This is a genomic window from Blastomonas sp. SL216, assembly GCA_026625625.1.
Lineage (GTDB): Bacteria > Pseudomonadota > Alphaproteobacteria > Sphingomonadales > Sphingomonadaceae > Blastomonas.
On record CP113055.1, the window covers coordinates 2,171,586 to 2,193,370 of the forward strand.

General features: G+C 65.2%; 20 protein-coding genes. 8 read left to right on the forward strand and 12 right to left on the reverse strand.

The features are described 5' to 3' along the window. Positions 1 to 53: 53 nt before the first annotated feature. Complete coding sequence (locus OU999_10240; protein WAC22143.1) at positions 54 to 1,274, forward strand: acyltransferase; 1,221 nt, start codon at positions 54 to 56, stop codon at positions 1,272 to 1,274. Here the strand turns inward: OU999_10240 and egtD are convergent. The 5 genes from egtD to gluQRS form a co-directional block, all read right to left on the reverse strand. Next, positions 1,234 to 2,217 carry an L-histidine N(alpha)-methyltransferase gene (egtD, locus tag OU999_10245; GenBank protein WAC25406.1) on the reverse strand — a complete coding sequence of 328 codons (984 nt, stop codon included), beginning with the start codon at positions 2,215 to 2,217 and terminating at the stop codon, positions 1,234 to 1,236. The two genes, OU999_10240 and egtD, sit on opposite strands and share 41 nt — an antisense overlap. Positions 2,218 to 2,246: 29 nt before the next feature. Then, complete coding sequence (gene egtB, locus OU999_10250) at positions 2,247 to 3,521, reverse strand: ergothioneine biosynthesis protein EgtB (protein WAC22144.1); 1,275 nt, start codon at positions 3,519 to 3,521, stop codon at positions 2,247 to 2,249. 135 nt (positions 3,522 to 3,656) lie between these two features. Continuing rightward, the gene (locus tag OU999_10255; protein ID WAC22145.1) at positions 3,657 to 4,220 is read right to left on the reverse strand and encodes a cob(I)yrinic acid a,c-diamide adenosyltransferase; all 564 of its coding nucleotides are present in this window, start codon (positions 4,218 to 4,220) and stop codon (positions 3,657 to 3,659) included. Between the two features lie 29 nt (positions 4,221 to 4,249). Beyond that, positions 4,250 to 4,471, reverse strand: a complete 222-nt coding sequence (locus tag OU999_10260; GenBank protein ID WAC22146.1) for a hypothetical protein — start codon at positions 4,469 to 4,471, stop codon at positions 4,250 to 4,252. Beyond that, the gene (gene gluQRS, locus OU999_10265; GenBank protein WAC22147.1) at positions 4,468 to 5,331 is read right to left on the reverse strand and encodes a tRNA glutamyl-Q(34) synthetase GluQRS; all 864 of its coding nucleotides are present in this window, start codon (positions 5,329 to 5,331) and stop codon (positions 4,468 to 4,470) included. Before gluQRS ends, OU999_10260 begins: the two co-directional genes overlap by 4 nt. Positions 5,332 to 5,527: 196 nt before the next feature. Here gluQRS and OU999_10270 point away from each other — a divergent pair, with 196 nt between their 5' ends. Both OU999_10270 and OU999_10275 read left to right on the forward strand, forming a co-directional pair. Then, positions 5,528 to 6,130 carry an HNH endonuclease gene (locus OU999_10270; GenBank protein WAC22148.1) on the forward strand — a complete coding sequence of 201 codons (603 nt, stop codon included), beginning with the start codon at positions 5,528 to 5,530 and terminating at the stop codon, positions 6,128 to 6,130. A 66-nt stretch (positions 6,131 to 6,196) separates the two neighbouring features. Next, the gene (locus OU999_10275) at positions 6,197 to 6,502 is read left to right on the forward strand and encodes a barstar family protein (protein WAC22149.1); all 306 of its coding nucleotides are present in this window, start codon (positions 6,197 to 6,199) and stop codon (positions 6,500 to 6,502) included. Positions 6,503 to 6,822: 320 nt separating this feature from the next. Here the strand turns inward: OU999_10275 and OU999_10280 are convergent, their stop codons facing one another. Continuing rightward, on the reverse strand, positions 6,823 to 8,208 hold the full coding sequence (locus tag OU999_10280; protein WAC22150.1) for a protein arginine N-methyltransferase: 1,386 nt from the start codon (positions 8,206 to 8,208) through the stop codon (positions 6,823 to 6,825). Positions 8,209 to 8,350: 142 nt separating this feature from the next. Here OU999_10280 and OU999_10285 point away from each other — a divergent pair, with 142 nt between their 5' ends. Genes OU999_10285 through OU999_10295 form a run of 3 tightly spaced genes read left to right on the forward strand, consistent with a single transcriptional unit; the run spans position 8,351 to position 13,963 of the window. Then, positions 8,351 to 9,193: a hypothetical protein gene (locus tag OU999_10285; GenBank protein ID WAC22151.1), complete on the forward strand. Its 843-nt coding sequence runs from the start codon at positions 8,351 to 8,353 to the stop codon at positions 9,191 to 9,193. Continuing rightward, positions 9,090 to 10,664 carry a DNA polymerase Y family protein gene (locus OU999_10290; GenBank protein ID WAC25407.1) on the forward strand — a complete coding sequence of 525 codons (1,575 nt, stop codon included), beginning with the start codon at positions 9,090 to 9,092 and terminating at the stop codon, positions 10,662 to 10,664. Before OU999_10285 ends, OU999_10290 begins: the two co-directional genes overlap by 104 nt. Positions 10,665 to 10,693: 29 nt before the next feature. Beyond that, entirely contained in the window at positions 10,694 to 13,963 is a 3,270-nt protein-coding gene (locus tag OU999_10295; GenBank protein WAC22152.1) for an error-prone DNA polymerase, read from the forward strand. A gap of 26 nt (positions 13,964 to 13,989) precedes the next feature. Here the strand turns inward: OU999_10295 and OU999_10300 are convergent, their stop codons facing one another. Both OU999_10300 and OU999_10305 read right to left on the reverse strand, forming a co-directional pair. Next, positions 13,990 to 14,340, reverse strand: coding sequence for a type II toxin-antitoxin system PemK/MazF family toxin (locus tag OU999_10300; GenBank protein WAC22153.1), 351 nt, complete (start codon positions 14,338 to 14,340; stop codon positions 13,990 to 13,992). Then, on the reverse strand, positions 14,330 to 14,563 hold the full coding sequence (locus OU999_10305) for a hypothetical protein (GenBank protein WAC22154.1): 234 nt from the start codon (positions 14,561 to 14,563) through the stop codon (positions 14,330 to 14,332). The genes OU999_10300 and OU999_10305 overlap by 11 nt, the downstream gene beginning before the upstream one ends. Positions 14,564 to 14,717: 154 nt before the next feature. On the opposite strand from OU999_10305, the gene OU999_10310 reads away from it, so the two are divergent. Further along, positions 14,718 to 15,572, forward strand: a complete 855-nt coding sequence (locus tag OU999_10310; GenBank protein ID WAC22155.1) for a class I SAM-dependent methyltransferase — start codon at positions 14,718 to 14,720, stop codon at positions 15,570 to 15,572. A 15-nt stretch (positions 15,573 to 15,587) separates the two neighbouring features. Here OU999_10310 and OU999_10315 read toward each other — a convergent pair whose 3' ends face one another. Both OU999_10315 and OU999_10320 read right to left on the reverse strand, forming a co-directional pair. Further along, positions 15,588 to 16,307: a hypothetical protein gene (locus OU999_10315; protein ID WAC22156.1), complete on the reverse strand. Its 720-nt coding sequence runs from the start codon at positions 16,305 to 16,307 to the stop codon at positions 15,588 to 15,590. Between the two features lies 1 nt (position 16,308). Continuing rightward, entirely contained in the window at positions 16,309 to 16,860 is a 552-nt protein-coding gene (locus OU999_10320) for a hypothetical protein (GenBank protein ID WAC22157.1), read from the reverse strand. A 243-nt stretch (positions 16,861 to 17,103) separates the two neighbouring features. On the opposite strand from OU999_10320, the gene OU999_10325 reads away from it, so the two are divergent. After that, positions 17,104 to 19,011: a diguanylate cyclase gene (locus tag OU999_10325; GenBank protein WAC22158.1), complete on the forward strand. Its 1,908-nt coding sequence runs from the start codon at positions 17,104 to 17,106 to the stop codon at positions 19,009 to 19,011. 448 nt (positions 19,012 to 19,459) lie between these two features. On the opposite strand, the gene OU999_10330 is transcribed toward OU999_10325, so the two are convergent. Together OU999_10330 and rpsA are read right to left on the reverse strand one after the other, a co-directional pair. Next, a complete protein-coding gene (locus tag OU999_10330) occupies positions 19,460 to 19,741 on the reverse strand; it encodes an integration host factor subunit beta (GenBank protein WAC22159.1) in 282 nt (93 codons plus the stop codon). Positions 19,742 to 20,059: 318 nt separating this feature from the next. After that, the gene (rpsA, locus tag OU999_10335; protein WAC22160.1) at positions 20,060 to 21,772 is read right to left on the reverse strand and encodes a 30S ribosomal protein S1; all 1,713 of its coding nucleotides are present in this window, start codon (positions 21,770 to 21,772) and stop codon (positions 20,060 to 20,062) included. Positions 21,773 to 21,785 lie beyond the last annotated feature (13 nt).

Consider the following 21,785-nt stretch of genomic DNA (forward strand, 5'->3'; position numbering starts at 1 on the left):
GATTTCCCGCTAGGCTTGGCTCCTCTGCCGCGTTGCGCGGGCAGCAGCGGAACATGAGCAGGCTTTTGGGGCAGATGGCATCGCCGACCGGGATCGACCGGCATATCGGGCTGGACTGGCTGCGCATTGGAGCGTTCGGCCTGCTGATTCTGTTCCATATCGGCCTGTATTTCGCGCCTGGCCCCTGGCTGGTGAAATGGCCGGATACGATCAGCTGGATCGCCTATCCCATCGCCGCCATCGCACCCTGGCGGCTGATGGTGCTGTTCGCCGTCTCCGGCTATGCCAGCGCTGCGATGCTGTCGCGCGCCAGCGGAACGGCGGCGTTTTTCCGCGACCGCACCCTCCGCCTGCTGATCCCGCTGGTGTTCGGCACCCTGCTGATTGTCGCACCGCAGGACTGGGTGCGGATGCAGGTGAGCGGCGATTATCGGGGCGGGCTGCTGTGGTTCTGGACGCATCAGGAACTGTCGTTCCGCTTCTTCCATGAAGCGTTCCTGCCTAACTGGGAGCATCTGTGGTTTCTCGCCTATCTATGGGCTTATACCGCTCTGCTCGCGGCGACCTGGGCCTGGTGGCCAGGGTTTCGCGACTGGCTGGGCAAGACGGCGGACTGGCTGGCGCAAGGCAGCCGGCTGATCACGGTGCCGCTGGTGGCGATCATCCTGACCCGCGCGGCGATCCACCATGCCGGGCTGGAGGAGGTGCAGCGCTACAATGACCTGGAAGGCGATGTGCATTTCCTGCCCGCCTTCCTGTTCGGGTTCATGCTGGCGCAGCACCCTGCAATCTGGGCAGCGATGGCACGCACATGGCGCGTCGCGCTGACAGGATCGCTGCTGTGCCTCGTATCAATCTGGCTCAACGTCGGCGCGGACGAGGCGCGGGCATCATCGCTGCAGACCCTTTCGGCGCTGGTGGCGGAAACCGCCATGGCGTGGCTGATGCTGCCGGTGATGTTCCATGCAGCCGCCCGGTTGTTGCAGCGCGATCATCGCTGGCGTGCACCGATCGCGCGCGCGGTCTTCCCCTTCTATATCGTGCACCAGACGGTCATCGTGCTGGCAGGCTATGCGTTACGCGACAGCGGCTTGGGGGCGCCTGTGGTATCTGGAGTGATGCTGGCCGCGACAGTGCTGACCGGGCTGATCGCCTATCAGGCCGCAGCCCGTTTCGGCTGGATCGGCTGGCTGCTCGGCGTACCACCCCGCTCTGCCACCAGCCGCCCGGGCATCATGGCGCGGTCTGGAACGGTTTTGCCTCGGCAAGGATAAGCGCGAACCAGTCGTCCGGATCTGTCCATTCGTGCAGCGTCGTCCAGCCGCCCGCGCGCAGCAGCAGCCGGGCATCGCGGGGGCCATATTTGTGGCTGTTCTCGGTATGGATGGTCTCGCTCTTCGCCATGCTGAAGCGCTCGCCCAGCACCGTGAAATCGATATCCTCCAGCGCTTCGAGATGCATCTCGATCCGGGCGTAATTGTCATTCCAGCGCGCGACATGGCGGAAGCGCTCGACCGGGATGGTCGCATCGAGCTCGCGGTTGATGCGGTGGAGCAGGTTGAGGTTGAACCGCGCCGTCACGCCCTGCGCATCATCATAAGCCGGGACGAGAATATCGGGCGACTTGATCCGGTCCATCCCGATCAGCAGCAGCGAGCCGACGCCCAGCGTCTCGCGCATCGAGCGGAGCAGGTCGAGCGAGGTGCGCGCGACCATGTTCCCGATGGTCGAGCCAGGGAAGAAACCGAGCTTGGGCGTGCCTGCGACAGCATCGGGCAGCTGCAGCGGGCGCATGAAATCGCCTTCGAGCGGATGCACCGCAAGGCCCGGGAAATCCGCCGCCAGCGCAGCGGCGGATTCGCGCAGGAAATCGCCGGAAATGTCGATCGGCACATAATGCTGCCCCTGCACCGCGCGCAGCAGATGCGGGGTCTTGACCGACGAGCCCGATCCGAATTCCACGACCGCCCGGCCGCGTCCGCCCATCTCGGTCACCTCGCCGCAATAGCGTTTCAGCAGGCCGGTTTCGGTGCGGGTCGGGTAATATTCGGGCAGATCGGTGATCGCCTCGAACAGCTCGGAGCCGGTCTTGTCATAGAACCAGCGCGCCGGGATCGCGCGGCGGCTGTCGCGGAAACAGGCGAGCACATCGGCACGAAAGGCAGGATCGGGATCACCCGTGGCGGCTGCGGACTGGGCTTCGGGAGTCTTGATCAGGGTCGCCAAGGGTCGGTCTCCGGTGCGGGTCAGCTCAGGTCTTTGGCCAGCCTGAGGCCTGTGAACTGCCAGCGTTGATGGGGATAGAAGAAGTTGCGATAACTGGGACGCACGGAGCCGCGCGGGGTTGCACAGCTTGATCCGCGCAGCACGAACTGGCCGGACATGAACTTGCCGTTATACTCGCCGACTGCGCCCTCTGCCGCCTTGAAGCCGGGATAGGGGCGATAGGCGCTGCCGGTCCATTGCCAGACATTGCCGAACAACGCGTCCGCCGCATCGGCGCGCGGGCGTACCGCACCGGCGCGGTCGAGCTGGTTGCCGGATGCGGGATCCTGAAATGCGGCGATCGCCTCCCACTCCTGCTCGGTCGGCAGGCGCGCGCCGGCCCAGCTGGCATAGGCATCGGCCTCGTACAGGCTGATATGGCAGACCGGTGCTGCCGGATCGACGCTGCGCAGCCCGTCCAGCCCGAACTGCATCCAGCCGCCATCCTCGCCCTGCTGCCAGTAAAGCGGCGCGGTGATGGTTTCCGCATTCACCCAGGCCCAGCCATCGGACAGCCAGTGACGCGGATCGGCATAACCGCCATCGGCGATGAACGCCGCCCATTCGCCATTGGTCACCGGGCGCCTGGCAAGCGCATAGGGGGTCAGCAGCACAGCATGCCGCGGCCCTTCGCAATCGAACGCGAAGCCATTGTCGTGATGGCCGATCTCCACCTGCCCCACCGGCCCTTCAATCCACTCGAGCGGCGTGGATTCGACCGAGGCCATCGGCACCGGCGGCCAGACCGCCGGGTGCAGCGGGTTCTGCGCGAACAGGTGCAGAATATCGGTCAGCAAAAGCTCCTGGTGCTGCTGTTCATGGTTGAGCCCCAGTTCGACCAGATCGAGCGCATCGTTACCAAGGGTCGGCAGCGCCGCCTGCACCGCCGCATCGACATGCGCGCGATAGGCGCGGATGTCGTCGAGCGAGGGCCGGGTCAGCATGCCGCGCATCGGCCGCGCATGGCGCGCGCCTTCGGCCTCGTAATAGCTGTTGAACAGATAGGCGTAATTCGGGTCGAACGGCTGATAGCCGCCAACGTGATCGCGCAGCACGAAGGTCTCGAAGAACCAGCTGGTATGCGCCAGATGCCATTTGGCGGGTGAGGCATCATCCATCGACTGGACGGTGGCATCAGCGTCGGAGAGAGTTGCTACGAGATCGAGCGTGAGATTGCGGATGGCGCGGAAGCGATCGCAAAGGTCAGCCGGACGGCTGTCGTCAAACTCAACGATCGGCGAAGTGCTGTTGGTCATTCTACCCCTCATCCGTCATTCCCGCGAAAGCGGGAATCCCGCTATGCGATCCGCGAGATAAATAGCGGGACCCCCGCCTGCGCGGGGGTGACGACGGAAATAGTAAACCACTGCATCCACAGCGGTCACGAAAATCTATCGCGAAGCACCCGGCACCCAGAGCGGGTCATTGCCGTTGTTGATCCGGCGCGCGAGGACGAACAGGAAGTCCGACAGCCGGTTCACATAGATACGCGCCTGCGGGTTGATCGATCCCTCATGCGATGCGGCGACCAGCGTCCGCTCAGCCCGACGGGCGATGGCGCGGGCAAGGTGCACGGCTGCAGCAGCGGGGCTGCCGCCGGGCAGGATGAAGCTGGTCAGCGGCGGCAGGCTGTCGTTCACTGCATCGATGCGCTGCTCGATCCAGGTCACCTGGCTGGGCACGATGCGCAGCACCATCTCGGACGGGGTGAAATCATCGCCCGGAGTCGCAATGTCCGCCCCCAGATCGAACAGGTCGTTCTGCACGCGGATCAGGTCGGCGGCGAAATCGCTTTCACCCAGCGCGACCACGGCAAGCCCCAGCGCGCTGTTCAGCTCGTCAATATCGCCGATTGCGGCCATGCGGGCCGAATGCTTGGGAATGCGCGAGCCATCGACCAGGCCGGACGTGCCATCGTCGCCGGTGCGCGTGTAGATCTTGTTGAGCTTGACCATGTGTCGTGTACCGCCGCTGCCGTGAAGGCTCAGCGGTTGACCAGCATCAGCACCGCGACAGCAGCAATCGCCATCGCCTGATATTTGACGCGCGCGAACATCATCTTGTTCTGCATCTGATGGCTGCGGCCGACCCCGGGGTTTTTGAGGTCCTCCTCGGTCATCTGGATGAAGGCGACAAGGCCACGCACAAGGCTGACCAGAACCATGATTGCCAGTGCGACAATCGCCAGGATGATGATGACGTTCATGGCACGCTATATGAGGGCTCGGCCCAGGAAATGCCAGACGGTAGAATGGCTTTACGCAAATTTTCCAGCAGCAAAGGTCCATCCCTCCCCTTTTCGCGCAAGAGACCCAGCGCCGCCGCACCTTCGCTCTTGGCCAGCTTGCGCCCGTCTGCGCCCGCGAGCAGCCGGTGATGGCGATAGAGCGGCACCGGCAGATCGAGCAGCGCCTGCAGCAGCCGGTGGACATGTGTCGCCAGAAACAGGTCGCGCCCGCGCACGACATGGCTGATCTGCTGGTGCGCATCGTCCAATGTCACGGCCAGATGATAGCTGGCGGGGGCATCCTTGCGCGCGAGCACGACATCGCCGAACAGCTCGGGCTTTGCGGCCTGCTCGCCCGCGGCCATGTCGTGCCAGACCAGCGCGCCGGTCTGCTCGAGCGCCTTGCCAATATCGAGCCGCCAGGCATGCGGTTCGCTCAACCTTCGATGGGCGCGGTCGTCGTCGCTGAGCGCGCGGCAGGTGCCGGGATAGACCAGCCCCTCGGGCCCCGGCTGCGCCCCGGCACTGGCAATCTGGCTGCGGGTGCAGAAACAGGGATAGATGAGGCCCCGCGCCTTCAGTGTATCGAGCGCTGCGTCATAGGCGGCGAGACGCGATGACTGGAACAGCACCTCCCCGTCCCAGTGCAGCCCCAGCCAGCGCAAATCGGCGAAGATCGCCTCGATGCGCTCGGGCGTTGAGCGCATGCCATCGATATCCTCGATCCGCAGCAGAAACGCGCCGCCCAGCTGCCGGGCGAGGTCATGGGCTTGGCACGCCGCATAGGCATGGCCCAGATGCAGCGCGCCATTGGGGCTTGGCGCAAAGCGGGTGCGCATCACCTGAGCCCCTTCCGTCCCTTGGGTGCAATATGCGGACTTATCACCATATATTGTGGAAACGCCCCCTTGACCTTGGCCGCGCGGTCATGCTGATTAACCGTAAATCGGGCACATTCAGGATTGTCACGGGGCTGTCACGCACTTGAGTCTATAGGAATTACAGCGGACGAATGGGAGAGGGTTTGAGCCGACCATGTTTCATCCCGACTTGATCGAACGGGCGGTACGCGATCCGCAGCCGGACATTGGCCGGCACCCGGACAGTTGCCCCGCCCTTGTGTTGAACGCCGATTATACCCCGCTCAGCTATTATCCCTTGAGCCTGTGGCCGTGGCAGACCGCGATCAAGGCGATCTTCCTCGACCGGGTCGATGTCATCGAGACCTATGAGCGCGAGGTGCACTCCCCGACGATCCAGATGAAGATCCCGTCGGTGATCGCGCTCAAGCAATATGTGAAGCCGTCCGAATATCCGGCCTTCACCCGCTTCAACCTGTTCCTGCGCGACCGCTTCCACTGCCAATATTGCGGATCGCCGCACAACCTGACCTTCGACCATGTCGTCCCGCGCCGCCTGGGCGGCAAGACCACCTGGCAGAATGTCGCCACCGCCTGCGCCCCGTGCAACATGCGCAAGGGCGGGCGCACCCCGGCGCAAGCAAACATGCGCCTGATGGTCCAGCCGATCCGCCCAACCAGCTGGCAGCTGCAGGAACGCGGGAGAGCTTTTCCGCCGAATTACCTGCACGAGAGCTGGCATGACTGGCTGTATTGGGATGTCGAGCTGGAGGCTTGAGGGATGGCCCTTGGCCATGGCTATTTGGTCAGGCACCACTAGAACACGAACATGTAGAACACGAACATGGAAACAATCAGCCTGAGCGGCGAGAAATGGCGCACCGAGCAAGACTTCTATGATGCGCTCGCCGTGGCATTGGGCTGCGTCGATTGGCACGGACGGAACGCCGACGCATTTCTCGATACCATGGTCTATCACACGGATCTAAACCGCGTGCAGCCGCCCTATCGGGTGGTCATCCGCGATGTGTCGAACGACATGCGCCAATTTCTAACCGACTTCGCATCATGGGTTCAGGATGCCCGAGAAAATCGAAAAGCCGAGCCGGAATGGGGCGATGATGTCGATGTCGCCGTACTGGTCGCCTAGGCCATAGCCACCGATATCGGCGGACTGGCGCATAGCCGCTTTTTCGACTGGAACCCAATTACCCCCGCCGCTCAGCCTGAGCCTGTCGAAGGCCCCGCTATAAGGCCAGCTTGGGCGCGGGTCCTTCGACGACGCGGGCTGCGCCCGCTGCTCAGGATGAGCGGGGGTGGTTAGGCTTGGTACCGATAAGCCCTCTCCCCTTCAGGGGGGAGGGTTGGGAGGGGGGCTGCGCGAACCGTTGGCCCCTCTCAACTGCGGCTAGGCAGACAAGCTGCCAAGCCTCCGTATCTCTCCCCTCAAGGGGAGAGAGCGGACATGGATCAAGCCACCTTCACCTGCTCGACCGCCGCGATCACCTCGAGCGGGCGGACGATCAGCGTCACGCGGTCATGGCCCACCGCGACGTTCAGCACGTCGCCCGCCTTGACGACGACGGGCTCAGGGAAGTTGTGCAGCATCTGCAGCCAGCCGCCATCGGTATAGCCGTCGGGATGGTTGTCGAAGGTGATGCCCTCGGCAAGGTCGACATGCATCCACTGGACGATGCCGCTGGCGATGCCGTCTTCGAGCACGTTGATCTGCAGCAGGTGCAGGTCGCTCTGGTGCTGCGTCCGGGTAAGGTCGATATGCACCAGCTCGACATCGTCGGACAGGCGCTTCCAGTCGGTCATCGTGCCGTGGATCGGCAGCCTGGGCGAGGCGAGCGCGCCGAAGCGCGAAATGTCGAAGCCCGAGACCTGATCGACAAAGACATAGTCTGCCAGCACCGGGCTTTCGACCAGGCAGCCGATCGCCGAGGCGGCGCGCGGGATGACGATGGCATCGGGCTTGAGTAGCCGCGCATGCGCATCCTCGAACGTGTCGATAACATGTTCGGTGAGCAGGTCGCTCGAGAGGATTTCGGAGACCAGAATGTCCGCGCGTTCCTCCAGATGCGTACCGACCTTCAGTTCGGTCGAGGGCGCGGTGTGGACGGTGATCGCATCGGCATAGCCGTTATCGGCGATGATCTGGCGCGCCATGTCGGCGATGATCGGCACCATCTCGCACGCGGTGACCGATTGCGCCCCGGCGCGCGCAGCCATCATCGACAAAAGCCCGCTGCCGGTGCCGATATCGAGCACGCGGGCGTCCGGGCCGGCCTCGGCCAGCGCGGCGATGATCGCGGCCTCGAACGCATCGTTGCGGCGCACGTCGTTGAGCATCGGGATATGCCAGAAGGGCACCATTTCGGCGCTCAGGCGGCGGATCTGATGTTCGATATGGATATTGCCCGGCTGCAGTGCCTGGGCGCGGCGGAACTGGTCGAGCGCCTCGGCCTTGCGACCGGCATCGGACAGCATCACCGCCAGGTTGTTGGCGGCGATCGCGTTGGCTGGGTCGGCAGCGCAAGCGGCCTGCATCGCGGTGATGGCCAGCTCCGCACGGCCGGTACGGCTGTAGATCAGGCCCTTTTCGTGATGCGCCACGGCATGGTCAGGATCGATCGCGAGCAGCGTGTCCCACAGCTCGAGCGCCTCTTCATTGGCGCCGCGCAGGCCGAGAATGCCGGCAAGGATCGGCAGCACCTCTGCGGTGCGATAATCATGATCGATGACCAGACGATAGCGCTCTTCGGCCGCGGCGAGATTGCCTGCCGCCTGAAGCTCCATCGCCTCGTGCAACAGGGTGCGGGCCAAGGCGATGTCGTGCGCGGTATCTGTCATGCTGTCCCCCCAATGGGCGTTAACTCAGTTCAACAGACTATTAACGTGAAGGGTTAACAAACCGTCACCTGTCCCGCATTGGCATGACGGCCCCGTCGCACAGGCATTTGACGTTCCGCGAAATGGAACATAATAAGAACAAATGCCCTGCCCTCGCGATTCCCTCGAGTCCCTGAAAGCCCGGATTGCCGGGATCGAACGCGCATGCGCGGGGGAAACCGGGGGCGAACCGGCAGAGCTCGCGCGCACCGGACATGCGGGCATCGACGCCGCGTTGGGCGGCGGGCTGATGCGCGCGCGGCTGCATGAAATCTTTGCCGCCGAAGCCGACGATGCTGGGTGCGCGACCGGATTCACAGCAGCCCTGGCGCTCAGACTCGGCGTGCACCTGGGGGGCACTTTGGTCTGGCTGCGCGAGGGCGAGGCGGAAAAACGCGGCGGGCAGCTGCACGCACCGGGGCTGGTCGAGATCGGGCTTTCCCCCGCGCAGGTCATCCTGGGCACGCTGCCCGATGCGCTGGCGGTGCTGCGCGCCGCCGCCGATGTCACCCGCTGCGGCGATGTCGGGGTGGCGGTGGTCGAGCTGTGGCGTGATCCCCGCGCGCTCGATCTCACCGCGAGCCGCAGGCTGGCACTGGCGGCGGAGGCCTCGGGCGTCACCGTGATCGCGCTGCGCATCGCGGCCACGCCTTCGCCCAGCGCGGCGCAGACCCGGTGGCAGGTGGGCGCTGCGCCCTCGCTGCCGATGGAAGCCAATGCCCCCGGCTATCCTGCCTGGAAAATCGAATTGTTGCGCCAGCGCGGACGCCCGGCCGGCGGTGCGTGGCGCGTGGAGTGGAACCGTGAACAAGCCTGTCTTGCTGAGGCCCTGCCCGTCGGCAGTGCCGGAACCGGAGGCGCAGCGGCGCTATCTGGCGCTGTTCTTCCCCTTTCTGCCGGTCGACCGGCGCGCGCGGCAGCGCTCGGCTTCCGACGGGCCGGATAGGGCGGACGACAGCGCGCCTTTGGTGCTGGTCGAAAAGGTGCGCGGCGCGATGCGCATTGCCGCCACCTGCCCCGAAGCGCGCGCCCAGGGCCTTGTCCCCGGCATGATGCTGGCCGATGCGCGCGCGCAGGTGCCCCAGCTTCGCGTCGAGGCGCATGATCCGCTGGCCGACATGGCCTGGCTGGAGCGGCTGGCCGATCATTGCGACCGCTTCACCCCGCTCGTCGCCACCGACCCGCCCGACATGCTGGTGCTCGACATTACCGGCTGCACGCATCTGTTCGGCGGCGAAGCTGCGCTGGTCGCAGCGGCGGAGGATTATCTCGCGCGCTTCACCGACCATCTGCGCACCGGCTGCGGCGACACGCCCGAGGCAGCAGAGGCGCTCGCCCGCTTCGCGCCGGGGGTGACGCTCGCACGGCCCGAAGACAGCGATATCGTGCTCCGCCGCCTGCCGGTCGCGGCGCTGCGGATCGAGGAGGAGACCGAGACCGCGCTGATCCGCGCCGGCCTCAAGACCATCGGTGACCTTGCGATGCGGCCCAGTGCGCCGCTCGCCGCGCGCTTCGGCGAGGCGCTGGTGGACAGCCTCGACCGGCTGCTGGGCAGCGCCGACAGCCGCATCACGCCGCGCCGCAGCCTGCCCGCCTTGCGCTTCGAGCTGCGTTTTGCCGAGCCGATTGCGCGCACCGAGGCGGCGATGGCGGCGCTTGCCGATCTTGCGGGCCAGGCGGCCGAGGCGCTGGAGCAGCGCGGCATGGGTGGGCGGCATTTCGCCGCGCGCTTCTATCGCAGCGACGGCAAGAGCTTTGACCTCGCGGTCGAATCCAGCCTGCCGATGCGCGATCCGCAAGTGCTGATGCGGCTGCTGCACGAGCGGCTCGACGCGCTCAGCGACCCGATCGATCCGGGCTTCGGCTTCGACATGATCCGGCTGATCGTCCCGCGCATCGAGCCGCTGACCCCGGCGCAGCTGCAGCTGGAGGGCGGCGCGGTGAGCGAGGAGGCGATGGCCGCGCTGATCGACCGGTTGAGCAGCCGGCTGGGGCGCGGCGCGATCCGCCGTTTCCAACCGCGCGACACGCACATCCCCGAACAGGCGGCGCTCACCCTGCCCGCGGTCGATCTGCCCGCGCCCGAGCCCTGGGCCGCACCCGAGCCGGGCGAGCCGCCGACACGGCCCATTCACCTGTTCGACCCGCCCCAGCCGATCGAGGTGATCGCCGAGGTTCCCGATGGCCCGCCGCACCGTTTCCGCTGGAGGCGCCAGCAGCATCATGTCGTGCGCTTCGAGGGGCCCGAGCGGATCGCCGCGCCATGGTGGCAGCATGCGCCGGGCAAGAGCGGTCTGACCCGCGATTATTACCGGGTGGAAGACGCGCGCGGCCGCCGCTTCTGGATCTTCCGCCACGGCCTGTACGACAACGAACGGCCCGATCCGCGCTGGTATGTGCACGGCCTTTTCGCATGACGAAAAGGCCCGCAGACGACCCTGTTCGCATGACCGCCGGTTTTGCCGAACTGGTCACGGCGACCAATTATTCCTTCCTGCGCGGGGCATCGCACCCGGCGGACATGGTCGCGCGCGCGCTCGAACTCGGGCTGGCGGGGATCGGCATTGCGGACCGCAACTCGGTCGCCGGCGTGGTCCGCGCGCATATGGCGCTGCGCGATGCACACAAGGCGGCGGCAGAGATCGGTGCGCCGCCCCCCGATCTGCGCCTGCTGGTCGGCGCGCGGCTGGTCTTTGCCGATGATACGCCCGACATCATCGCCTATCCCGCGACGCGGCACGGCTGGGGGCGGCTGACCCGGCTGCTCACCACGGGCAACTTGCGCGCCGTCAAGGGCGATTGCGTGCTGCGCCTGCCCGATCTGCTCGAGTTTATCGACGACCTGCTGCTGATCGTGATGGCCTCGCCCGATGATGCGCCGCTGCTGCGCATGCTTGAGCAGGCTGCGCCGGGCCGCGTGTGGATCGGCGCCCATATGCCGCGCAAGGGATCGGACCGCCGCCGCCTCGCCCGGCTGATGCGGCTTGGCGAGCAGACCAGCGTGCCCCTCATCGCCACGAACGACGCGCTTTACGCAGAACCGGCGCAGCGCCCGCTGCACGATGTGCTGACCTGCATCGGCGCGGGCACGACCATCGCCGAGGCCGGGCGGATATTGGAGGCCAATGCCGAACGCCATATCAAACCCGCGGACGAAATGGCGCGGCTGTTCGCCGACTGCCTCGATGCGATCGCGCAAACGCTGCGCCTGATGCAGCGCGTGCGCTTCACGCTCGACGACCTGCGCTACCAGTATCCGCTGGAGCCCGTCCCGCAGGGCTGGGAGGCACAGGCCTGGCTCGAGCATATGGTGACGCAGGCCGCGCACGAACGCTATGGCGCGGAGCTGCCCGCAAAGGTCCGCGCGCTACTCGACGAGGAATTCGCGCTCATCGCCAAGCAGAAATACGCCTGCTACTTCCTCACCGTGCACGATCTGGTGCGCTTTGCCCGCAGCCGCGAGCCGCCGATATTGTGCCAGGGGCGCGGGTCTGCGGCCAATTCGATCGTCTGCTTCCTGCTCGGCGTCACCTCGGTCGATCCGGTGACGCACGACCTGCTCTTCTCGCGCTTCGTTTCCGAAGAGCGCGCCGAGCCACCCGATATCGATGTCGATTTCGAGCATGAGCGGCGCGAGGAGGTGATGCAATATATCTATGCCCGCTATGGCCGCCACCGCGCCGGCATCGCCGCGACGGTGATCCATTATCGCCCGCGCAGCGCGGTGCGCGAGGTCGGCAAGGTGCTCGGCTTTTCGGAGGATGTCACCGCGCGGCTGACCAGCACCATCTGGGGCAGCTTTTCCAGTTCGATGGCCGAGCAGCGCTATGCCGAGGCCGGGTTCGATCCCGACAATCCGGACATCGTGCGCTTACGCGATCTGGTCGACCAGATCCTGCACTTCCCCCGCCACCTGTCGCAGCATGTCGGCGGCTTCGTGCTGACCGAGGACCGGCTCGACGAGACCGTGCCGATCCACAATGCCGCGATGGAGGACCGCACCTTCATCGAATGGGACAAGGACGATATCGACGCCCTGGGCCTGATGAAGGTCGATGTGCTGGCATTGGGCATGCTTACCTGCATCCGCAAGGCCTTTGCGCTGATGCGCGACCATGGCCTGGGCGAGCACGATCTCACCGTCGATCTCGATGCCGATGACCCTCAAGTCTATGACATGCTGTGCCGGGGCGACAGCATCGGCGTGTTCCAGGTGGAAAGCCGCGCGCAGATGAACATGCTGCCGCGCCTGCGCCCCCGCACGCTCTATGACCTGACCGTGCAGGTCGCGATCGTCCGCCCAGGCCCGATCGAGGGCGATATGGTCCACCCGTATCTGCGCCGTCGCTCCGGCATCGAGCCAGTCGAATACCCCTCGCCCGCCCCGCCGCATCCCGCAGATGAGCTGAAAACGCTGCTCGGCCAGACCTATGGCGTGCCCTTGTTCCAGGAACAGGCGATGAAGCTGGCGATCGTCGCGGCGGATTTCACGCCGTCAGAGGCCAACCAGCTGCGCCGCGCAATGGCGACCTTCCGCAATGTCGGCACGATGCACAATTTCCGCACCAAGCTGGTCGAGGGCATGACCGCGCGCGGCTATACCGCCGAATTTGCCGAGCGCTGCTTCAAGCAGATCGAGGGTTTCGGCAGCTATGGCTTTCCGGAGAGCCACGCCTTGTCCTTCGCGCGGCTGGTCTATGTCTCGTCCTGGATCAAGTGCCACCACCCGGCGGTCTTCGCCTGCGCGCTGCTCAATTCGCAGCCGATGGGCTTTTACGCGCCTGCGCAGATCGTGCGCGACGTGCGCGAGCATCAGGTCGAGGTGCGCCCGATCGACATCAACGCCAGCCATTGGGACAACCGGCTGGAACGCGACATCAGGGGCCGTCTGGCGCTGCGGCTGGGCTTTCGCCAGATGGACGGGTTTCGCGCCGCCTGGGCCGAAGCCCTGGTCCAGGCGCGGCGGGCGGACGGGCGGTTCGTCTCGATCGAGCGGCTGGCGCGGCGCGCCGACCTGCCCAGCGCCGCACTGCGCCTGCTCGCCGACGCGGATGCGTTCGGTTCGCTCGGCCTCTCCCGGCGGCAGGCCTTGTGGGAGGTGCGCCGCACGCCTTCGGGCGAGCTGCCGCTGTTCGCCGCGGCCAGGGCGCGCGAGCTGGGCGCGGAGCCCGACATGCAACTGCCGCAAATGCCCGCGGCCGAAGAGGTCGTGACCGATTACCAGGTGCTGCGCCTGTCGCTGAAGGACCATCCGATGAGCTTCCTGCGCGCGCGGCTGCGCGAGGAAGGCGTACTCAGCTGCGAGGACACGACCAACGCCAGGGCGGGCGCGGCGGTGCGCACCGCCGGCGTCGTCCTCGTCCGCCAGCGCCCCGGCAAGGGCAACGCGATCTTCGTGACGATCGAGGACGAGACGGGGATAACGAACGTCGTCCTCTGGGCCCGCCTGTTCGAACGCTACCGCCGCGCAGTCATGGCGAGCCGCCTGATGCAGGTCGAAGGGGTGCTCCAGCGCAGCCCCGAAGGCGTGGTGCATCTGATGGCGAGCCGGGTGGTGGATCGCACGGATTTGCTCGCGACACTCACCGCGTCGCGAGGGGATGGCGAGGCCGCGATGACCCCGCCGCTGGCGCGTGGGGATGAGGTGGCGAGGCCGGTGCCGTCACGCCATCCGAGGGACGCAAGGGTGCTGCCTAAGTCGCGGGATTTTCATTGAGGGGGGCAGGAATATCCGGCTCGACCCTAACCGATCATATCCGAAATTGCAGCGCGCAAGGCTCTACGGTCATCCTCCGCCAACCAACCGAGTTGGCGGATAATCAGGCCTCGCTCCAGCGTCGCGACAAGCGGCTTGACGGCCGAAGGCTTGAGCAGGCCCGCAGCCTGCCATTCCTTCAGCCACACCTCGCCAAATGCCGCAGACGCACGGAGTTGGCTGGTTATCGCCATCAGGATCACATCGGGTCGCAACGCATGATAGTTCGCCGAGCTGATAACGACAGCGGGACGCCGCTTGGATGTTGTTTGATCAGTGAATGGGAAGGGAACCAGAACTACGGCGCCGAAGGCGACACCCGCTTCCTCAAAGGGCATCGTAGATGTCGTCTTCGGGATTATCCCAGACGGCGGCAAAAGCAGGAATGCTTGCTGCGGTTACCATCCGGCCAAGCTCATGCTCGCTATTGACCGATGCCCCGTCACGCATCGCGATGAAGTCAACAAAATCCTCAACTTCACTCTGACGGGCGCGCGAAAGCATACCGATCTTATCGATCAGCGCGCGCGGCACGGGCTTCGGATCGGGTGCAATTGCCATGGTTTCAATAATGAGGGCAGACGAACTCGGTATCAACCCTTTATCGGCTATTGAAGCGCATCTGGAACTTGATGGCCTGACGTTCCCCACCTTCCCCATTGACCTCCCCCCATCACCTCCTACCCTCTCCCGCAAACCAACAGGAGAGCCCGCCATGACCACCACCGCCGACCCCAACGAACTCAAGGGCGAAGACTGGGCCGGCGAGATGGGCATCAAGTGGCTCACCCATATCGACCGGTTCGAGGGGATGATTGCCCCCATCGGCGAGGCGCTGCTGGCGCGCGCAGGCATCGCGCGGGGCGAGCGGGTGATTGATCTGGGGTGCGGCGGAGGACTGACCTCGCTCGCTGCAGCGGAGGCGACCGGGCCGCAGGGTGCGGTGCTGGGGCTGGATATCTCACCCGATCTGATCGACGAGGCGCGCCGCCGCGCCGAAGAGCATCCGAATGTCCGCTTCCTGTGCGCCGATGCGGCGACGGTAACGCTGGAAGATGCGCCCTATGACCGGCTGATCTCGCGCTTCGGCTCGATGTTCTTCGCCGATCCTTATGCTGCCTTCGCCAACCTGCACGGTCTGATCAAACCCGGCGGGCGGATCGATCTCGCGATCTGGGCGGCGCCGCGCGACAATCCTTGGATGATGGAACTGATGGGCGTTGCGCGGTCGCATATCGACATTCCCTCGCCCGATCCGCGCACGCCCGGGCCGTTCGCCTTTGCCGATCTCGATTACGTCCGCGACATCCTGGCGCAGGCCGGTTTCTCCGCCCCCGACATTGAAGCCTATCAGGGCGAACAGGCGATTGGCGGCGCGGGGGCGCTGCCAGAGGATGCGGCGGACTTCGCGCTCGCCAGCATGGCGATCGGCCGTGCATTGGCCGAGGCCGGACCGGACGTTCTGGCCAGCGCGCGCGATGATCTGCTGGGCCTTTTCACCCGCCACTATCGGGATGGCGAAGGCGTGATGATGAAGAACAAGGTGTGGCTGCTTACCGCCACTGCGTGATCGGCGCTGGGCCCATCACTCCTGCACGTTAGCGACGTTATACTTGAACACCTCGTCCTGCGTCAGGCAGCGCCGGGTCGATCTGTCACCGCCGCCGCCGCCGCTCGCCACCGCCTTCTGCTTGTACATGATATCGGTCAGCAGCTTGCGCGAGACGCCCATGCGGATGAGGAAGTCATTGTCCTCGCTGGCCAGCAGCGCGCTTTCCTGCTCGATATCGCCGATCAGTTCGACCGTGGTATCGGTGCCCAAGGCCACCGATTGATCGATCGCATCGCGGTCGCCCGTCATCGTGAACATGTGCACCATGAAATTGCCGCCCGGCTCCACCACGCGCAGCTGGCCGCCCATGAACACGAAATTGCACGCCGAAAAGCAGGTCCAGCCCGCCGGAATGCGCGTCACCATCCCCGGCGTCGAGCGGATCAATCGGCCCGCCGCATTCCCTGCCCGCGCGTTACCGCCGGGCGAGCGCAGCCAGATCTCGCTGATATCGGGATTGTCGGTCAGCGCCTTTTGCAGCCGGTCGGGCAATGTCTGATCGACCGGACCTTCGGCCAGCAGCACCTTGGCATCGCCCTTCTTGACGACCTTCAGCGCCATGATCTTGTTGGCCGACCAGTCGGGCGCCTGCGGGCAGCTGGGATTGGCCGGATCCATCGGCACCGGCGACTGGGCGCAGAGCAAGGCCGCTGCCGCAAGGCCCACAAGCATCCGGGGAAAGGCGTGCGTCAAATCAGGCCTGCGCAATTTCATAGCGCGCAGCACCCGGCTTCTTGCACATGCGCTTGGATACGGTGGTTTCCTCGCCCTCGACGATGATGACATCGTTGACGTTCATGCAGGTCGAGCCATCGGCCAGCTGGGTCTTGCCGACCACGGTCGAGGTGCCGGACACGTCCTTGCGCGTCTCGCTGGTCCAGGTGGACGTGCTGCCCACCTCTTCGCCGCGCGTCGCCTCCAGCGTCGCGTCTGCGGCCTGTTTCTGCTCCTTGGGCTCGAGCTTGCAGGCGATGGCATCGGTCAGCAGACCGGCCACTTCGGGCACGGGCAGGAAGCTCGGCAACCCCGCGCGGCTGGCAAGCCCGCCCAGCACGCCGCCGAGCACCGATCGTCCGGCTGCCTTGCCGGTACTGTCGTCACACCCGTTGGCGGTCTTGCCGCTGCTGCTGGGGCGCGAGCGCAACAGGCCGCCAAACTGGGCCTGAGCGGGCATGGGCAATGCCATGGCCAGCGCCGCGGTCAGTGCCGCTGTTTGCGCGGCCCTTTTCATCAACATGCTATCCATCGTCCAGCCTCTCCTGTCAGGAACCGCCAACGACCCTGACCTGATGGTACCGTAGCGGAAAAATCCGGTCAAACCATGACCCGCGTCACACCTGGAAAGTCGGCGCAAGACTAAGCCGCGAAGATCGTTCCGGATAGGATATTCCTGCCAGCGCATGACGAAAGTTACGTGTCTTTGCAGTTAATTAACCTAAATCCATCACAAGACGCCATGCCTGTCCGCCTACCCCCGTGGTTCCGATTGATGTCAGTCAGCTCGCGCACCGCGTGGAGCCTGGCGATCGGATTTACCCTGGTGATTGCCGCAACAGCCCTAGTCGCCTTCTGGCAGGAACGCGCGCGAGCGATCGACGAATCGCTGGGACGGCTCGACCAGCGCAACAGCAAGGTGGTCGAGGAACTCGCCCAGCGGTTCGACCGGATCGAGAAGACCCAGGCGCGCACGATCGAGCTTTTCCTGGTCGAGCGGGCCGCGCTCAGCCCGGAAAAGGCGCAGCAGCTGTTCAACGCGCTGTACCCGCGCAGGCCCGATGGGACCCGGCGCAGCACCGATGCGATGTTCGAAGGCGGCGCAACGCCGATCGGCATGACCCAGGGGATGGCCGGTTTCATTCCCGCCCGAGCCGACCGCGATCCCGAGGCGGTGCGCGATATCGTCGCGGCAACGCTCGCGGTCCGAAGGCTGGGCGATGGCAGCCGGTTCGAGCTGGAAAGCCTGTATTATTTCACGCCGCGCAACGAGATCGTGATCTTTGCCCCCAATCGGGCCGATCGGCTGGAATTCTATCGCCACACGGCGCCTGCCAGCTTCGCCTTTCAGGACCGGGAATTTGCCACGATAGCGACCGTTGCGGCCAACCCGGCGCGGCAGATGCGCTGCACCGGGCTGCAGTCGCTGATCTCGCTGAAATACCAGGAAGTCTGGACCACCGGCTGCATGACCCCGCTGGACCGCGATGCGCGCCATATCGGCACCTTCGGCACGTCGATGCCGCTCGACGAGATCGCCCCGGCGGGACGCTTTGGCGGGTCACAGGAAGAACAGGTCATTCTGATCTCGCGCGAGGGGCGGCTGATCTATCACCCCGGCTATACCCGGCAGAACAGCCGCAAGACCGAGGAATATCTCGACATCACCACGACCGATCAGCCCGAGCTTGCCGCGCTGTGGAAGCTGGTGCGCCAGCATGGTGCCAAGGGCTTTGTCGGGCGGGCACAGGCGCTGAACGGCTATGTCGCGCTGCGCCAGGTGCCGGGCGCGGGCTGGTATGCGCTGACCGTCAAACCCGAACAGCTGATCATGGCGCGGGCGCTGGCCCCCATCCCCCGCATCGCGGCAATGGCGGCAATCGCGCTGACGGTCTGCCTGCTGATCGTCACCCTGGTGCTGCGCCAGCTGGTCGCCAAGCCCTTGCGACGGCTGTCGCGCGAAGCCGAGCGGATCACCCGCGAACTGGCCGCAGAAGCCATGCTGGAAATGCCCGAGAACGAGCGCAGCGGCAACGAGGTAGCGCAGCTCGTCGCCCGGTTCGAGACGATGGCGAGCGCCATCCGCACCTCGCATGCCGGGCTGGAGCAGCGCGTCGCCGAACGCACCAGCGCGCTCAACGAGGCGAACGACAAACTGCGCATCCTGTCCGAACTGGACCCGCTGACCGGTGTTGCCAACCGGCGCAAGATCATGGCCGAACTGGAAACGCGGCTGGACCGCATGGGCCCCGGCAGTGCGCTGGCGGTGCTGGTGCTGGACGTCGACCGGTTCAAGGCGATCAACGATCGGCACGGCCATGTCGCGGGCGATGATGCGCTGCGCGCGCTGGCCACCCGCGTCCAGTCGCTGCTGCGTCCCGGCGATGCGCTGGGCCGGATGGGCGGCGAGGAATTCATGATCATTCTGGACCGCGCGCGTCCGGTGGTGGCCGACGCGATTGCAGAGCGCGTCCGCGCTGCCATAGCACGCCAGCCGTTCCAGGTTCACGGCGACGTGACGCTCAAGATCACCGCTAGCTTTGGCCTCGCCGCATGGGTACCGGGCGACAGCGCCAAGGCGCTCTATGCACGGGCCGATGAAGCGCTGTATGAAGCCAAGGCAGCCGGACGCAACTGCGTCATTGCCAGCTTTGCCAGCCAGCACAACCGCAACGCGGCCTGAGCCTGGCGCGGCCTTCCGGTCGATCCGGGGTGATTGGTGCGGGCGGGGGGACTCGAACCCCCACGGGCAAAGCCCGACGGATTTTCTTACCCGCCACGGCTTTCGCCGCCGTCCCAGTCAACGGGACGTTCGGGGTCTGGACTATCCCTTCACCCTGCCCCGCCCAGCCCATCTGCACAGGCCGCTGCGAGGTTTAGGTGCTGCCCGTCTAGTCTCTACACCTTCCCGGCCTGCCGACCGGGCTTGGCTCGGGATTGCCATCTGACAGGGTTCCCCGAATTTGAGCAGTTCTACGTCGCAGGTTTCCCCGCGCGCACTCACATGATGTTCAAGTCCGTTGCGTCTACCATTTCGCCACGCCCGCACGGCGCACGGGTCTATAAGCCGGTAAGGCTGAACACGGCAAGCCCGTTGCAGCTACCCGAACCCAGCTTCCGGCCTCGAAGGCTCAATCCGCGTTGAGGCGGGCGCGCATTTCCTTGCCGGGCTTGAAATAGGGCACGCGCTTGGCGGGAACGTCCACCGCTTCGCCGGTGCGCGGGTTGCGCCCCTTGCGTGGCTCGCGGGCGCGGGTGGAAAAGGCACCGAAGCCGCGCAGCTCGACCCTGCCCCCCTCGGCCAGGCGATCGATGATGTTGTCGAAGAAGATATCGAGGATCTTTTCGATCTCGTCCGGCCGCAACCCTGGATTTTCTTCCGCCAGAAGCTGCAGCAGCTCAGATCGTATCATGGCCAATCTCCTGCAATCGATTACACGACGGGATGCTAGGGCGCGGCGTCCCTCACACCCCACCCAACAATCAATTGACCAGCCCCCCGACAAGCCAATGCGCCTGACCCGTAAAACGGAAACGCAGATGCCAGTGCCTGACCGCTGTCTCCAGAAATCAGGCAGTCAAATGCTGCCCGAAATCGTGATTGGTTTCAACGATGTTCTTGGCACAACTGCCGAACTTAGCGCCAGATTGCACAAAAAAGGGCACCGGCGGAACGCCGATGCCCCTTTTTGAAACGTCACCCGTGCTCGCGCAGGGGCGAAGGCTTGCGATCAGTCCTCGCGCTGCTTGAGCGCGGCACCCAGGATGTCGCCCAGCGACGCACCCGAATCGGACGAACCGTATTGCGCCACAGCCTGCTTTTCTTCAGCCAGCTGGTGTGCCTTGACCGAGAAGGTCGGCTTGCGCGAACGGTCGAAACCGGTGACCATGGCATCGAGCTTCTGGCCAACCTGGAAGCGATCCGGACGCTGTTCGTCGCGGTCACGGCCCAGATCGTTGCGCTTGATGAAGCCGGTCGCGCCGTCTTCGCCCACCTGGACTTCCAGGCCGCCGTCGCGCACTTCAAGCACGGTGACGGTGACGACTTCGTTCTTGCGCAGGCTGGAGCTGTCCGCACCGCCCATGGCAGGCGCACCCTTTTCGAGCTGCTTCATGCCCAGCGAAATGCGCTCCTTCTCGACATCGACGTCGAGAACGATCGCCTTCACCTGCTCACCCTTGAGGTGCAGGTTGAGCGCGTCTTCACCCGAAATGCCCCAGGCGATGTCCGACATGTGAACCATGCCGTCGACGTCGCCATCCAGGCCGATGAACAGACCGAATTCGGTCGCGTTCTTGACTTCGCCCTCGACGACGCTGCCCACCGGGTGCTTTTCTGCAAAGGCATCCCAGGGGTTCGACTGCGCCTGCTTGAGGCCCAGCGAAATGCGGCGCTTTTCGGCGTCGACTTCCAGAACGATGACATCGACTTCCTGGCTGGTCGAAACGATCTTGCCGGGGTGGACGTTCTTCTTGGTCCACGACATTTCCGAAACGTGCACCAGGCCTTCGATGCCCGGCTCCAGCTCGACGAACGCACCATATTCGGTGATGTTGGTGACAGCACCGGTGAGCTTCGCGCCAACCGGATACTTGACGCTGGCGCCTTCCCACGGATCGCTTTCCAGCTGCTTCATGCCCAGCGAGATGCGCTGCGTATCCTGGTTGATACGGATGATCTGCACCTTGACGGTTTCGCCAATGGTGATCGCTTCGCTCGGGTGGTTGATGCGCTTGTAGCTGATGTCGGTGACGTGCAGCAGGCCATCGATGCCGCCCAGGTCAACGAACGCACCGTAATCGGTGATGTTCTTGACGACGCCGTCGATGATCTGGCCTTCAGCCAGCGACTGGATGAGGCCGGTGCGCTGTTCGGCACGGGTTTCTTCCAGAACGGCACGACGCGAGACAACGATATTGCCGCGACGACGGTCCATCTTGAGGATCTGGAACGGCTGCGGAATGTCCATCAGCGGGGTGACGTCGCGCACGGGGCGGATGTCCACCTGGCTGCCGGGCAGGAAAGCAACGGCGCCGTCGAGGTCGACGGTGAAGCCGCCCTTGACGCGGCCGAAGATCACGCCTTCGACGCGCTTGCCTTCGCCGAATTCATTTTCCAGCTTGTCCCATGCGGCTTCGCGGCGTGCGCGGTCGCGCGACAGCATCGCTTCGCCATCGGCATTCTCGATGCGGTCGACATAGACTTCGACTTCGTCACCGACCTTCAGGCCGTGGTCCTGACCGGGGGCGGCGAATTCGCGCAGCGCCACGCGGCCTTCCGACTTCAGACCGACGTCGATGACGGCCTTGTCGTTTTCAATAGCGGTGACCGTGCCCTTGACGACGCGGCCTTCGAATCCGCCGTCAACGGCAGCAGTGCCGCCCAGCGATTCGTCGAGAAGTGCCGCAAAATCATCGCGGCTGGGAAATGCCGTAGAGGCCATAAATCCAACGTTC

Bases quoted from the DNA above. Each gene is read 5' to 3' on its own strand.
- OU999_10240 (WAC22143.1), top strand. From the start codon at position 54: ATGAGCAGGCTTTTGGGGCAGATGGCATCGCCGACCGGGATCGACCGG.
- egtB (WAC22144.1), bottom strand. From the start codon at position 3,521: ATGACCAACAGCACTTCGCCGATCGTTGAGTTTGACGACAGCCGTCCG.
- OU999_10255 (WAC22145.1), bottom strand. From the start codon at position 4,220: ATGGTCAAGCTCAACAAGATCTACACGCGCACCGGCGACGATGGCACG.
- OU999_10260 (WAC22146.1), bottom strand. From the start codon at position 4,471: ATGAACGTCATCATCATCCTGGCGATTGTCGCACTGGCAATCATGGTT.
- gluQRS (WAC22147.1), bottom strand. From the start codon at position 5,331: ATGCGCACCCGCTTTGCGCCAAGCCCCAATGGCGCGCTGCATCTGGGC.
- OU999_10270 (WAC22148.1), top strand. From the start codon at position 5,528: ATGTTTCATCCCGACTTGATCGAACGGGCGGTACGCGATCCGCAGCCG.
- OU999_10275 (WAC22149.1), top strand. From the start codon at position 6,197: ATGGAAACAATCAGCCTGAGCGGCGAGAAATGGCGCACCGAGCAAGAC.
- OU999_10280 (WAC22150.1), bottom strand. From the start codon at position 8,208: ATGACAGATACCGCGCACGACATCGCCTTGGCCCGCACCCTGTTGCAC.
- OU999_10285 (WAC22151.1), top strand. From the start codon at position 8,351: ATGCCCTGCCCTCGCGATTCCCTCGAGTCCCTGAAAGCCCGGATTGCC.
- OU999_10295 (WAC22152.1), top strand. From the start codon at position 10,694: ATGACCGCCGGTTTTGCCGAACTGGTCACGGCGACCAATTATTCCTTC.
- OU999_10300 (WAC22153.1), bottom strand. From the start codon at position 14,340: ATGCCCTTTGAGGAAGCGGGTGTCGCCTTCGGCGCCGTAGTTCTGGTT.
- OU999_10305 (WAC22154.1), bottom strand. From the start codon at position 14,563: ATGGCAATTGCACCCGATCCGAAGCCCGTGCCGCGCGCGCTGATCGAT.
- OU999_10310 (WAC22155.1), top strand. From the start codon at position 14,718: ATGACCACCACCGCCGACCCCAACGAACTCAAGGGCGAAGACTGGGCC.
- OU999_10320 (WAC22157.1), bottom strand. From the start codon at position 16,860: ATGGATAGCATGTTGATGAAAAGGGCCGCGCAAACAGCGGCACTGACC.
- OU999_10325 (WAC22158.1), top strand. From the start codon at position 17,104: ATGTCAGTCAGCTCGCGCACCGCGTGGAGCCTGGCGATCGGATTTACC.
- OU999_10330 (WAC22159.1), bottom strand. From the start codon at position 19,741: ATGATACGATCTGAGCTGCTGCAGCTTCTGGCGGAAGAAAATCCAGGG.
- rpsA (WAC22160.1), bottom strand. From the start codon at position 21,772: ATGGCCTCTACGGCATTTCCCAGCCGCGATGATTTTGCGGCACTTCTC.